Source organism: Anaerocolumna jejuensis DSM 15929 (assembly GCF_900142215.1).
GTDB classification, from domain to species: Bacteria; Bacillota; Clostridia; order Lachnospirales; family Lachnospiraceae; genus Anaerocolumna; species Anaerocolumna jejuensis.
Genome location: NZ_FRAC01000028.1, coordinates 77986 through 91396, shown reverse-complemented (window position 1 = coordinate 91396; position 13411 = coordinate 77986). Strand labels below are relative to the sequence as shown.

At 42.5% G+C, this 13411-nt stretch carries 11 protein-coding genes, 1 pseudogene and 1 other annotated feature; of the genes and pseudogenes, 5 read left to right on the top strand and 7 right to left on the bottom strand.

Annotation, left to right across the window (positions count from 1 at the left end; translation table 11 throughout):
• Positions 1-375 precede the first annotated feature (375 nt).
• Positions 376-702 (top strand): hypothetical protein, encoded by a 327-nt coding sequence (locus tag BUB77_RS22835; RefSeq protein ID WP_242962570.1) that lies wholly within the window; start codon positions 376-378, stop codon positions 700-702.
• A 99-nt stretch (positions 703-801) separates the two neighbouring features.
• A complete protein-coding gene (locus BUB77_RS22830; protein ID WP_073279328.1) occupies positions 802-2430 on the top strand; it encodes a tetratricopeptide repeat protein in 1629 nt (542 codons plus the stop codon).
• 165 nt (positions 2431-2595) lie between these two features.
• Here the strand turns inward: BUB77_RS22830 and BUB77_RS22825 are convergent, their stop codons facing one another.
• The 5 genes and pseudogenes from BUB77_RS22825 to BUB77_RS22805 form a co-directional block, all read right to left on the bottom strand.
• Entirely contained in the window at positions 2596-4959 is a 2364-nt protein-coding gene (locus BUB77_RS22825) for a valine--tRNA ligase (RefSeq protein ID WP_073279327.1), read from the bottom strand.
• 70 nt (positions 4960-5029) lie between these two features.
• Positions 5030-5285: a binding site (T-box leader), on the bottom strand.
• A 168-nt stretch (positions 5286-5453) separates the two neighbouring features.
• Positions 5454-6266, bottom strand: a pseudogene (locus BUB77_RS30560) (acyltransferase domain-containing protein).
• 106 nt (positions 6267-6372) lie between these two features.
• Complete coding sequence (locus tag BUB77_RS22815) at positions 6373-7104, bottom strand: ABC transporter permease (RefSeq protein ID WP_242962569.1); 732 nt, start codon at positions 7102-7104, stop codon at positions 6373-6375.
• Between the two features lie 101 nt (positions 7105-7205).
• On the bottom strand, positions 7206-8015 hold the full coding sequence (locus BUB77_RS22810) for an ABC transporter ATP-binding protein (RefSeq protein WP_073279326.1): 810 nt from the start codon (positions 8013-8015) through the stop codon (positions 7206-7208).
• Positions 8012-8815 (bottom strand): MerR family transcriptional regulator, encoded by an 804-nt coding sequence (locus BUB77_RS22805; RefSeq protein WP_073279325.1) that lies wholly within the window; start codon positions 8813-8815, stop codon positions 8012-8014. The genes BUB77_RS22810 and BUB77_RS22805 overlap by 4 nt, the downstream gene beginning before the upstream one ends.
• A gap of 393 nt (positions 8816-9208) precedes the next feature.
• Here BUB77_RS22805 and BUB77_RS22800 point away from each other — a divergent pair, with 393 nt between their 5' ends.
• Positions 9209-10759: an Ig-like domain-containing protein gene (locus tag BUB77_RS22800; RefSeq protein WP_170866719.1), complete on the top strand. Its 1551-nt coding sequence runs from the start codon at positions 9209-9211 to the stop codon at positions 10757-10759.
• A gap of 176 nt (positions 10760-10935) precedes the next feature.
• Here BUB77_RS22800 and BUB77_RS22795 read toward each other — a convergent pair whose 3' ends face one another.
• Positions 10936-11178: a helix-turn-helix domain-containing protein gene (locus tag BUB77_RS22795; RefSeq protein ID WP_073279323.1), complete on the bottom strand. Its 243-nt coding sequence runs from the start codon at positions 11176-11178 to the stop codon at positions 10936-10938.
• A gap of 121 nt (positions 11179-11299) precedes the next feature.
• Positions 11300-11539, bottom strand: coding sequence for a helix-turn-helix domain-containing protein (locus BUB77_RS22790; protein WP_330392669.1), 240 nt, complete (start codon positions 11537-11539; stop codon positions 11300-11302).
• A 143-nt stretch (positions 11540-11682) separates the two neighbouring features.
• Between BUB77_RS22790 and BUB77_RS22785 the strand changes: the two genes are divergently transcribed.
• Both BUB77_RS22785 and nudC read left to right on the top strand, forming a co-directional pair.
• Complete coding sequence (locus tag BUB77_RS22785; RefSeq protein WP_073279321.1) at positions 11683-11937, top strand: hypothetical protein; 255 nt, start codon at positions 11683-11685, stop codon at positions 11935-11937.
• A 266-nt stretch (positions 11938-12203) separates the two neighbouring features.
• The gene (gene nudC, locus BUB77_RS22780; RefSeq protein WP_073279320.1) at positions 12204-13037 is read left to right on the top strand and encodes an NAD(+) diphosphatase; all 834 of its coding nucleotides are present in this window, start codon (positions 12204-12206) and stop codon (positions 13035-13037) included.
• Positions 13038-13411 lie beyond the last annotated feature (374 nt).

The following is a 13411-nucleotide window of genomic DNA, read 5'->3' as shown; positions in this document are numbered from 1 at the left end:
CTTCCGATTTGTTAGCCAGCTTTGGTCGGCAACTAACAAGGGAAGATATATCCTACACACAGAAACGCACATCATTAAGCATTTTCCGATAGGAACAGTATACCAAAGGAAGTGATATCTGAAAAGAGTAAATTTCAAAAAAATAATTCACAGAAAGAATGGAAGTAGAATTCTTTTGGCCAAGGGTTGTGGATAAAACTTCTGAAAAAGCAGAAACAATTCCAATAATCCCCTTATTTATCCACAATAGGAATTATTGCAGAAATTAATGAAGTTTACCTTTCAGAGCTGACTTCTATTGCGATTCCTTGCACTCTTCCCTGTTTTATAATATAATGAGCAGATAACAACCTGACAGAAAGTAGAGAATATACCATGGATCATGATAATAAAATGCCCTGCAGGCATAGCTATGCTGTTGGGTATTCCTTTCGTATGCCCCACGCATTTTTTACCAGCCTGCCCTGTGACAAATGCGGCTGCATTATAAGGCTTAGTATGCCCTGGCGCATCCTTTTTCTATTTACAGAGCTGGCAGGCTTTCTGCTTGCCTATATCATAGCCGAAGCTGTTCCCTTCAAAATCTTCAGAACTACCTTCCCTGCTTCCCTGGCGGTCTTCATTTTGCTTATCGCAATTGTCCAGGTAATAGGACGGCTCATCCTAAGGTCTGCCAAATGGGTGGAGGCTGATAAAAAATAAATGGCTGCTTAAGCCCCGGTGGCACCCACAATCAAACTCTTTCTGCCGGACCGCAGACTTCATTCGGGAAGCAGTATATAATTTACAGGGGGAATTATCTTGGAACCAAAAACGAAGAAATATACCATTAACAGAAGCATTAAACCGGAAGCCTCAGAGGGCTCTGCCGTTATACTGGAGGACCAGAAGCCCCTGTCCCAATCCATGGTATGGAGATTGCAGGCAGACTTCTATGCAAATCAAGGGCCCGAAGCATGGATTAAAGGAATCGTTCCTCAATATATAACAACAAATCCCTATATTGCAACCCTTTATGCCAGGACTGTATTTGGCTACTGCAGAGACATAGCCGCCAGCGAAGCTTTCGATAAAAATACTACCATTTATATTATGGAGCTGGCCGCCGGAGTCGGGAGATTTACCTATACTTTTCTTAAAAGGTTTTTGCATATGGTTGAAAATTCTTCCCTGAAGGGACTTAAATTTCAATACATTATAACGGACCTGGCTGAGAGAAATGCTGCCTACTGGCAGAATCACAGCTATTTAAAGCCCTTTTTTGAAAGCGGGATACTTGACTGTGCCGTTTTTGACATGGCAAAGGAGGAGGAACTCCGGTTAAGAAACAGCGGCAGAGTTATCAGGAAAGGCTGCCTTAAAAGCCCCCTTATTCTGTTCGCCAACTATACCTTTGACAGTATTCCTCAGGATACTTTCTATGTAAACAAAGGAAAGCTCCATGAGGGGCTGATTACTGTTACTTCCAATAACGGACAGGATGAGCTTAAGGATAAGTCCATACTGGCAGGTAAGGATTATTTCTATACGGATAAGCAGATTCCGGGCAGCGGTTATTACGAGGATGTCCATTTTAATGATATTCTCCTGTATTATAAAGCCTGCCTGGAGGATACTGCCTTTTCCCTTCCCATCACTGCTTTACGGTGCCTCCGGAGATTAAAGGAGCTGTTTGATGATGACTTAGTCTTGATTTCCGCCGATAAAGGCTACCGCAGCACTGCTTCTATGGATAAAAATTATCACCCCTATTTATCAAAGCATGGCTCCATATCCCTGACTGTTAACTTCCATGCCCTGGAGCTTTATTTTAAGAGCCTTGGCGGAAGTGCCATACACAGTATCTATGAGCACGAAAATATAACCATGTCTTTATTTTTACTAAGTAACCGCTCCCATGATTTTTTAGAAACCAAAATGGCCTATCAGGAGATTATTGAAGGCATCGGACCGGATGATTTTTATATTCTGAAAAAGGCTGTAGTCCCCTTTAACAAATCTCTGACAACGAAAGAACTGCTGACCTTTATCAGGTATACCGTTTGGGACGCAAGGACATTTCTTGAATTCTATAATACGCTTTTGGAACGGATTGCAAAGGAAGAGGATTTTCCAAAGGATGAACTGATATCCGTAATCTATAAGCTTTGGGAATATTATTTTCCTATTGGGGAAGAAGGAAATTTGTTTTATTGTCTGGCAACATTATTAGGATACTTTGGCTATGATACGGATGCCATCAGACTTTTTGAATCCTCCCTGGAATTTTACGGCGAAGATGCCGGGATATATTATGAAATTGCTCTATGCTATTATAACTTGCAGGAATTTGAAAAGGCCATGGAATTTATTGAGAAATCCCTTCTGTTAAATCCTGAATTTGCAGAGAGTATTAATCTGAAAGACTTAATTGGAGAGGTTACCGATTAACATTGCATTATCCTTTGTATTAAACGGAAGCCTGTATTTATGCGGCTTCCGCCATTTATTGAATTTTAATTTTTCTCCTGCCGATTATTCTTATCCGATTCTCAGATTACTACATACGCAGATAAGCCTATTTCTTATAATTATTATTTAAAACTCTCTTTCTTTTCAGCTCCTTATCATTATCCTCTGTGCCCCGGTACACGCTTTTATATCTCCTTCCGTCTGCTGATACAATCGTACCATCCAGGCCGGACAGGTTATCACTAATTCCGGCAGTTCTTCCTTCATGGATACATGCCTTTCCGCCTTATCCTTTCTTACCCCGCCGATTACGGCCATAAGATGCTGCCCGAACTCCAGCATATTCTGGTCTTCTTCTTTGGTCTCCCACTGGGTCAGGTGGATGGATCTCTCCCTTTCATACCTGCTAAAAAACTGCTGATAGATATATTCCGTAATATGGGGAGTATAGATGGCATAGAGCTGTAATATTCCATAAAGGCTGTGATAGAGGGCATACTGCCCGGAGCGCCTTTCTTCCTCTCCGTGTTTCTCCGGCTGGTATAAGCGTTCCTTCACAATTTCTATATAGTAGTCACAGAAATCCCTCCAGAACAGCTCGTCAATTACATGCCTTGCCTGACCCGTTTCATACTGTTCCAACAGCCTTTTCGCATTTACGGTGGCTTCGTTTACTCTTGCAAGTATCCACCTGTCCGCCGGCAGCAGCTTCGGTGCTTCAGAGGCTTTATAATCAGCCAGATGAAGGATAGCAAAATTAGACGCATTGTAAAGCTTTGTTATAAAACGCTTTGACACCTTTAATTCCTCTTCCTCAAAAAAGGTATCGGTACCAAGCTTGGCATTTGCTGCCCAGTAGCGGATAGCATCCGCAGAATGGTTTTCTATCAGGCGGCTTGGTGAGGCGGAGGCATTGTTTTTGGACTTGCTGATTTTCTCTCCGGGCTTTGCAAGTACAAAGCCGCTTATCATAATATCCTTCCAGGGAATCTGTCCGGTGTGGTAAATGCTTTTTACAATGGTGTAAAATGCCCAGGTCCTTATGATTTCATGAGCCTGGCTCCTCATGCCCATGGGCAGTATTTCTTTTTCTTTGCTCCCTGCCTCCCAATATCCGGCATTAATTAAGGGCGTAACGGATGAGGTCGCCCAGGTATCAAATACGGCTGCCTCCGGAACTGCCTCCCGGCAGCCGCAGCTGCAGGGGTGGGGCGGCTTATCCTCCAGAGGATTGACCGGAAGCTCCTCCTCCCTTGCATAAATAGGCTTTCCGCATTCCTTACAGTACCACAGGGGAAAGGGAACACCGAAATACCTCTGCCTGGATATGCACCAGTCCCATTTCAGATTTTCCACCCATAGCTGATAGCGTTTTTTCATATATTCCGGGTACCAGTTTATTTCATCTGCCGCCTGTAAGAAGCGTTCCTTCTGCGACATAATGTCAATATACCATTGGAGGGAGGGAAGGATTTCGATTTCCGTACCGCATCTTTCATGGATTGCCACCGTATGGGTAATTGCTTCACTTTTTAGGATCAATCCCTCTTCTGTCAGCCTTCTAACAATTTCACTTCTGGCCTGCTTTACTTTCAATCCTCCAAGAAAGGGAACCTCCTTATGGATTCTGCCTTCCTCCGTAATGACCTTCTTATAGAGCAGCTTATGCTTGTGAAACCATTCCACATCGGCAGTATCCCCAAAGGTGGCACACATAACCGCTCCCGTGCCCTTATCCATGACAACTCCCTCATCCTCCAGAACAGGTATTTCAAAGCCATACAGCGGTACCTTGGCAGTCAGCCCGACAAAATCCCTGTACCGGTTATCCTTTGGATTTACAAAGATACAAACACAGCCATATAGCAGCTCCGGTCTGGTGGTGGCAATCATCAGCGGCTCCTTCTCCGTCTGAAAGGGCAGATAATAAAAAACCGAGTCCGTGTCCTTTGTATCAAGCTCTGCCTGGGCAACGGAGGTCCTGCACTCCGTACACCAGAATACCGGAGATTCCTTCATATAGGCTTTATTTTCCTTTGCAAGCTTTAAAAAGGAACGCTGCGAAATCCTTTGTGCCTTCTTTGATATGGTCTGGTATTCCAAAGACCAGTCAACGCTGAACCCTAAGCTCTTCCATAGTGCCTTGAATTCCTCCTCATAGCCTTTTACCGTATCCATGCACCCTTGGGCAAAGCTGCTTCTTGGCAATTCGCCGGCCCGGATACCCTGTACCCTTTCTACCAGACGCTCCGTGGGCAGGCCGTTGTCATCAAAGCCAAAGGGATAGAATACATCAAAGCCCTGCATCCGCTTGAACCTCGCAATCATTTCCGCCTGGGTATAGGAAAATACATGACCGATATGAAGGCTTCCGCTGACCGTTGGCGGCGGGGTGTCTATGGAGAATACCTTTCTTTCCCTTCCGTTCTGATAGGCATATACTTCTTCCCTCTCCCAAAACTGCTGCATTTCCTTTTCTGCCGTTCGAAAATCATACTTCTTATCCATTCTGGATACCTCCTGAAATTTACATACAAAACAGACAAAAAACGCCCTAAGCCAGGTAATTAAATACTTGGCTTAGGGCGAAACGTGTCCGTGGTACCACCTAATTTCAGAATAGACTTCTGCACTCATACAATACGGGAACAACTATGCTCCGATACCGCTTTCCCTGATAACGGTGGAAATCTCCGTTGGAGTCTACTAAGAATCTATCCGTTCAATCCAAAGCTCAAAGGCTACTTCCATGTTCCCATCACGAAGATTTTCACCAGCCATCTTCTCTCTGTTCATCCGGAATAACATGTACTCCTCCTCGTCAACGCTTTTGTCTGTGTTTGTTAGATTTATTTTATCATCTTTCTATTTTCTGTCAAGGACTTATTTCTATCTTTTTTTAACAAATTAACAAATCTTATTCCTATTTTATTTTTATAGGTCTTATTCGTATCTTATATAACAGGACTTATTCTTGTCCTATTTCACAAAAGCCCTCTCTGCTAATCTGCCAGAAGGTAGCCAAAGGCAGTTCCTATCTGTCCGCCTTCCCTGAAATATTTTTTGATATTTCTTTGCAGGGAAGTATTTTCCGGTAATTCCTCCAGGGTCAGTTTGGGATTTTTAAAGACCCATTCAAGGCAGGAAGGGTCCTCCTTATCCCAGGAATCAATGGTAAAGCCCTCCTGGAATTGAAGAATTTTTGATTCCGGTGCCAATACTGCCTTTAGTCCCGGGGAAAGCAGCCAGGAATCACAAATATAGTATTTATAGGAAAACTCTTTAAAATACGCTGCAAAGAATTCTCCTGCCTACTTATAGGATGCCTGGCAGTTTTCCTTTGTGAGCTTGGCATCGGAGGGGATATGTACACTGATTACATTTTCGCCCTTCCATTTCTCCAGCTCAAATTCCAGCTCACCCAGACGGAATTCTTCCATGGAAAGCTGCCTCGGTGTCCACCAACACCTGTCAAAGCCATAGGAGCCATAGCTTGCCAGGTGCTCCTTTACGAACCTGGAAAAACAGCCGAAGGTATCATAGAAAATCTTATCCTGAATGCCTTTTTCCTTATATATTTTATAGGTATCAAGAGCGGCTGTAAGCATACAGGTAAGGATTTTATAGCCTTTCGGATCTTCTCCCAATTCTGTTTTAAGCTCCTCCAGTCCCTCCTGCCATACTTTACGCTCATAAAGCTTGCTGACCATTGGTTTCAGTTTCTCATAATCTATTTCCTTTTCCAGCTGTATTATCTTTTCTGCCGCTTCTTCGGGCATATGGATGCCTTCCAGTAAACCTTTAAGTAAGCTCATATACTGTCTCCTGTTTCCCAATTTGATACCTTCAGTATAGCATGTACAGGGAGGTGCTGCAATACTTCCCCACCCTTTTTCCATGGCAGCCACAGGGAGGAAATTCTTACTTTTCACAGCGCAGCCTTTGCAGCCTGAAGGCAATAAGAACAGCCATAAATGCAAAAATTCCGCTCATTGCCAAAAGTGCCGTGGATACTCCCTCTCCCGTGGTCATCATACGAAATCCCCAGGTAGCCGGAAATGCCTTTCCCGCCTGGGCAAGTGCCTTAGGCAGCAGCTCTGTCGGAAACATGATGCCGGACAGCATAAGTGACGGCAAAAAGACCAGCTGTGACAGCATTGTAAGCCTGGAGGAGCCTCTGAAATATAATCCTAGGGCTGTACCGACGCTTAAGCATACGGCAATCAGCAAGGCAAGGGAGGCAAAATAGGCTCCTGTATCTTTTGGCACTGCCGCCTGAAAAGCAAGGGGCGCGGCAAGGTATATTACCAGGCTCATAAGAAGCAGATGTAAAAAGGCTGACAGGAAGTTATTTGCCGCACTGACCCATACCGGTATTCCGCCGACTTTATACGCCTTTTTGATTTCACTGCCATAAAGCTCCGAAAGGGGTACCGGGGCGCCAAGAATTGCACCCATTGAAACACCGAATATCGTCATTGACTGAATTAAAGTAGCCTTTGCCTCCTGGTTGATGGATGTAAAGATACCGCCCATAAAGGCAAAGAACAATAAAGGAACCACATAATAAGTAAGCAGCACACCTTTGTTACGCAGGTCCAGCTTCCACTGAAGCACTGCACCATATAAAAATCCATTCATATTAATTGCCATGTCCTTTCCGGTACCTGCAAGCTTTGAGCCGCAGGTATAAAGTTGTGTGTGAAATGCTATTCATTTCTAACCAGCTCCCACGCATATCCCAAGCCTTTAAATCAATCCCCTCTGGCTATATCAATAAACCGTTCTTCCAGGCTTGCCCGCTCAACCTTAATATCCTCTACTGTAATTTGCCTTTTCTTATAACTGTGTAGCACTTCAAGCAAAGTATCTACCATATTATCCGTCGTAAGCCTTTCTTCGCCGCTGCTGGTCTTAATCTGAATAACGGAGCTTGCTCCGGCTTTGTCAGTGAGCTCCCAGGCTGTTCCCATAAACCCGATTTTCCCGTCTTTTAAAATGGCAATGCGGTCACAGAGATTTTCAACCTCCGACATATCGTGGCTGGCCATAATGATGGTTTTACCGCTCTCCTTTAACCGTCTGATCTGCTCGTGGAGCCTGGCCCGGCCTTCTACGTCAAGCCCTGCCGTAGGCTCATCAAGAAAGATAATGTCCGGGTTTCCAATCAGGGCAATTGCCAGGTGAAGGCGGCGCTTCTGACCCGTTGACATATCCCTGTATTGTTTGTTCTTGATTTCATCAATGCCCAATGCCTTCATGACAGAATCCTCCAAAGGAGCCCGGTTCCATTTTGCAAACAGCCTCATGGCTTCATGGGCTTTTATATTGGCAGGAAGTGATGACGATTGCAGCTGGACACCAATTTTTCCGGTGCGGCTTATACTGCCGCCATCATAACTCTTTAGCCCTTCGATACATTCCAAAGTGGTGGTCTTACCTGCCCCATTGGTACCAAGAAGTGCGAAAATCTCTCCCTGCCTGACGTCAAAGGAGATACCCTTTATTACCTTGTTATCCCCATAGCTTTTATATAAATCGCAAATTTCAAGTGCATTGCTCATAAATTTACCCCCTCCATAGGATTATAGCCAAGAGTTTTGAAATATACCTCCAGCGCTTTTCCGATAAATCCATCGGCAAGAGCCTGCTTCTGGCGCCATTCCTCACTCCAGCTCTCCTTGCTTTCATTAAATTTCATAATTTGAGGCAAAAGGCTCATATCTCCACCGGTAAACTCCGTTACCATATCCCACCACTTTTTGGCCACAGCCTGACTCTGTTCGCTTTCCGGTTCTATACCCTTTTGAACCAATAGGGCTGTCTCCTCGCACAGCAGCTTCCAGGTATTGATTAATGCGGTTCCGCTTTGCTCATCAAAGCGGTTTCTGATATGCTCCATCAATTTTTCATCAAAGTGCTTGACTACCCAATAGCATTCATTCTTGAATTGCAGAAGCCTTATAATATCAGCGTATTTCTCAAAATCCACAGTCTGAATCTGTACAATTTCATTTTTTAATGCTTCAATTGCAGAAAGTGCCTCGGATAAAGCATTTATTTTTTCTTTTACCAGCTCTGCCTGTTCTGTCAGGACATAGGCTACCTCGTCAGGTGTTTCCAGCGAAATCAGGCGGTTCTTGATGTCATCAAGGGAAAAGCCAAGATACTTCATTGACAGTATCTGATGCAGCCGCACCATGTCTTTGTGATTATAAAGCCTCCTGCCTCCCTCACTTTCTGCGGAGGGTGTAAGGAGCCCTTCCTTATCGTAATACTGCAAGGTCCGTACAGTCGTATTCATCTTCTTTGCAAGTTCTCCCACTGTCATATAACCATTGGGAATAGTTTTATTATTTTCCATCTGTCTACCTCCTGTTTTTATTATAATTCATGACGCTGCGTCACAAGCAAGAAGAATTTTTAAAATTTATTATATTTTTTAACTGCCAGCAGACTGCTGCATTTTTGTGCAGCATAATCGGAGTAACCGTACATAATTTTTCCTTCTGAACTGTTTTTTTCTATGTACTGCTTTTCCTTTGTACTGCTCTTCCTATGTACTGCATTTCCTATGTACTGCTCTTCCTATGTACTGCTCTTTCCAGCATTTCCTATGTGCTGTGCTGCTTTTACCAGAATAAATTGCAAACAAAACCATTCTTTACTATAATAGAAACAAGTTCTACGTTTCAGAATGTTCTCCTCCAAATAAAAGTACTGAAATAATATGAAGAAAAGGCAGAGAAAAATACTTATGAAAAAAAGCGGACTATTAAGAAAAGGGATTATTGCAGCAGTATCAATCATACTGGCAGGAAGTGAATTAGCAAACCCCATTCCAATCCATTACACGAATGTGGTGCAGGCAGAGACAGCAGATTCTATAACACCGGCAGCCGGTATTAACGTAGCCCGGCATACAAAAGAAGAGATACTGGCGTTTCTGAACAGCAGCGGAGCAACGGCAGAGAATCCGGTTGTTTATAATGAAAAACCAAGTAACGTATCACCCTACAATACGGGCAGCCTGTCAGATGAAACCCTGAATTCAGCTGTAAAAATGCTCAATCAGATACGCTATATAGCAGGCATATCCTATAATGTCACTTTAAATGAGGACTACAATGCAAAAACCCAGGCAGCGAGCCTGGTAAATAGCGTGAATGGTGCATTGACCCATACTCCGTCAAAACCTTCCGGTATGGATGATTCCCTGTACCAGCTGGGAGCAAAAGGCGCCGGCAGCAGCAATATTGCCCTTGGGTATGATACGATCAATGGAAGCCTCGTTTATGGCTACATGGAAGATGGGGACAGCTCTAACATTGACAGGGTAGGACACCGCAGGTGGATTCTCAACCCTCCGATGTCAGCTACGGGATTCGGTTACTGTAATGGATACAGCGCTATGTACGCTTTCGATAAAAAGAATACATCGGCTGCTGAATATGGTGTGGCATGGCCTGCCCAGACAATGCCCGCTGATTATTTCAGTACGGCTTATCCCTGGAGCATATCCATGGGATATGAAGTTAATAAAGAAAATGTACAGGTAACCCTGGTTCGGCTTCGGGATAATAAGACCTGGAACTTTAGCAGTGCTTTAGCGGACGGATACTTCAATGTAAATAATAGCGGCTACGGTCAGACCGGCTGCATTATATTCCGCCCGGATGGTGTTGATGCCTATGGGGACGGAGACCAATTCCAGGTTACCATTGCAGGGTTAAAAACACCGGTATCCTATCAGGTATCCTTCTTTGACCTGGTACCCTCCACAGCTGTCAAGATAAAGAAAAACAATACAAAGCTGAACATAGGCTCCTCCATTTATCTGGATGCTGAAATTTCACCATCTAATGCAAGCAATAAAATGATAAAATGGACTTCCTCCGATGAATCGGTCGCAGTGGTTTCAGATTATGGTGAGGTTGAAGGCAAAGGCTACGGCAATGCAGCCATAACCGCCACCTGCCTTAGCAGCGGCCTGTCCGCAGATTATACGGTAACCGTAGTTCCCAACCCTATCGGTATTGACAGTGTCACCTCCCAAAAGAAGCAGCAGATAACGGTATCTTATACAGCTGATAAATCTGTCAGCGGGTATGAGGTCACCTATGCCGCCAACGAGAAATTTACCAAAAGTAAAACAACGACAGTTAAAAAGCCGTCCTCATCCAGGTTAACCATTACCGGCTTAAAAAGCGGAAAAATTTATTATGTCAGGATACGTGCTTACTATATTAAAAGCGGTAAGAAAATATACGGAGATTATGGTTATACTGATAATGTATGGGTTAAGTAATTTAACCCGGCCAAACAAGAGATAAATGGGGAAGTACAGCAGAAAGCATTGGAATACCCGCTACTGGGGCATGAGCAAAGATTATGAGGAAGAATTTTGTTCAAACTGTCATCAGACTTTATCTCCAATCCTGGGGTGCATTGATTACTTACAATACATCCCAGGATTGGCAGTTCTCAACACGTCCCTATCCCTTCAAAAAATTTCGAATACTCAACGTCATAAATCTTCTTTAATGCCACCAAGTCCGTAACTTTTATATTCCTATTCCCTTGCTCTATCTTAGCATAGGTAGAACGTGACATTGTACTTCCAAGCAACTGCATTTGTGCCACCAATTCATATTGTGATAAACTGCTAGATTTTCGTAATTTCTTCAAGTTAATATATAAATCTGCATTTTGTAAAATCATTGTCATAATCATCCTCCCTCTGTTCCTAATTAGGTACATTTCTTCCATTTTATCCGATAGCAACTAACTATACGGTTCACAATTAGGAACAAAAGATATTCACAGGACAAACTATTTTATGCATTTATTATTCTTCTACTTCTACCCCCTCAAAAAATTCAGCATAATCCACTTTATATATTTTTTGCAATATAACTAGATCCGTTATCTTTATATTTCTGTCTCCCGCTTCGATTTTTGCATAAGTAGATCTAGACATATTACTCCCCAACAACTGCATTTTTGCTACTAATTTGTATTGGGATAGACCACTTATTTTTCTTAATCTTAATAAATTGTCTCCAAATCTGGAATCTTGAATAATCACTCTCATCCTCATCTCACTTTTTTGTTCCTAAAAAGGAACATTATTATTGATTATATCTAACTATTTGTGTTATAATGGTTCACAAATAGGAACCAGTCAAAATTCAATTAACTAATAAATTTGACTAAGGAGGATAAATAAATATGCACTACAATCGGATTTCAGCCATATACTATTCCTTTTTGCAAAGCCATGAGTATGATGAAAATTTCAAAAATATAGAATTTGATATTTCTTGGTTGGAACAGAAATTAGAAATTTCAGACATTTTGAAGTTAGAAGAATTAATTATGTCATATAACCTTCAAACCTATCAAACAACCTTTGAATGTGGATTCACATATGCATGGGAATTATTTTATGAATGTCAAGAAAGGAAGATTCAAAATGAACAATAATCAATTATAAATAAAAAAAGTACTTTTCAAGATATCTGTAGGTTAGTACATTTACTTATACCATTGACACCTTTTATTATAAATCCATATTAAAATATTAAAGGTACTCATTACGGCACATGCCGCCATGGCATCCTGTATAAAACTTGCTCTTTTTGATGCATCATGATATGATAACTAGAATATTAATTTAATTATACTTACAGAGCCTGCCTGGCTGTTGGCTCTCCAACCATTCCAACTTTTAATGAAAGGGTTCAGGTAATATGAACATAGAGAAAGAGCATAAATACATCCCGTCCTATTCCCGGCCGGATACCTTTACCGATCAGGCATGGATTATTGCACTGGCGGAGAATAAGGTGCTGATGAAAAGAACTGAAACGGGGTATTCCATTCCTGCTTATCAGGATTTTAAGGGAGTTTTACAAGACAGCGGAGACCTTGAATTTATCGGAACTTATGACGGACATGACTGTTATTGCAAAAGGATTCCTGAAGCAACAGTGCTTCCGGAGCATTTTGAATTTGTTGAAAGAAGAGAGATTACCGCTCTTACAAAAGAGCCAGACCTGTTTCTTTTGGCCGGCAATGCCAATCATATCCTGCATTGGTACAGTATGAACCAGTTTTGCGGCCGCTGCGGACATAAAACATACAGCAAAGAGGATGAACGGGCAAAGGTCTGCCCGGCCTGCGGCAATATCATCTATCCAAGAATCTCACCGGCAACCATAACCGCCATATTTAAGGATGAGCAGATATTACTGGCACATAACCGGAAGTTTAAGGAAGGCCTTTACAGTCTGGTCGCCGGTTTTGTAGAAGCAGGTGAAACACTGGAAGAATGTGTGGAACGCGAAATAATGGAAGAGATAGGCATAAAAGTTAAGAACGTAAGATATTTCACCAGCCAGCCCTGGGCCTTCCCGGATTCCTTGATGTTTGCCTTTACAGCCGAATACGAAAGCGGCGAGATTACTGTCGACGGCGATGAAATTACGGACGCCGGCTGGTACACGGCAGACTGTTTGCCGGATATACCCACAAGGGACAGTGTAGCCGGTAAGCTTATCCGTTGGTACCGGGATAAACAATAAAAACAGCAAAAACAAAGGACTGCCTGTAAAATTACAGGCAGTCCTCATTGTAGGAAATACATTGTATATGAATTTGCACCAAATCATAATAGATACAAATTGCTACATAATTTACAGAACAAATACTTACCAAGCGGAAGCTTCCGTTCTCAATTCTTTCTCACCTGTTATGAGCATCTGTTCGAATCTGAAATAGCTTAGCGTTTAGCTGTGGGATTCTTTATCTTTCAAAAATTCTATTTTTCAATCTGCGTTAGCACCAACAGTTTCTAATTCTAAAAAGTTATTTATACCTGCCTTTTACTTTTAATTCCAAAAATTAAGTCACACACTTTTAATAAAGCATAAAATAGTATCAACTTTATTGAGGGGTA

Coding starts and splice junctions, on each gene's coding strand:
- BUB77_RS22835 (WP_242962570.1), top strand. CDS start 376: ATGGATCATGATAATAAAATGCCCTGCAGGCATAGCTATGCTGTTGGG.
- BUB77_RS22825 (WP_073279327.1), bottom strand. CDS start 4,959: ATGGATAAGAAGTATGATTTTCGAACGGCAGAAAAGGAAATGCAGCAG.
- BUB77_RS22815 (WP_242962569.1), bottom strand. CDS start 7,104: ATGGCAATTAATATGAATGGATTTTTATATGGTGCAGTGCTTCAGTGG.
- BUB77_RS22810 (WP_073279326.1), bottom strand. CDS start 8,015: ATGAGCAATGCACTTGAAATTTGCGATTTATATAAAAGCTATGGGGAT.
- BUB77_RS22805 (WP_073279325.1), bottom strand. CDS start 8,815: ATGGAAAATAATAAAACTATTCCCAATGGTTATATGACAGTGGGAGAA.
- BUB77_RS22800 (WP_170866719.1), top strand. CDS start 9,209: ATGAAAAAAAGCGGACTATTAAGAAAAGGGATTATTGCAGCAGTATCA.
- BUB77_RS22795 (WP_073279323.1), bottom strand. CDS start 11,178: ATGACAATGATTTTACAAAATGCAGATTTATATATTAACTTGAAGAAA.
- BUB77_RS22785 (WP_073279321.1), top strand. CDS start 11,683: ATGCACTACAATCGGATTTCAGCCATATACTATTCCTTTTTGCAAAGC.
- nudC (WP_073279320.1), top strand. CDS start 12,204: ATGAACATAGAGAAAGAGCATAAATACATCCCGTCCTATTCCCGGCCG.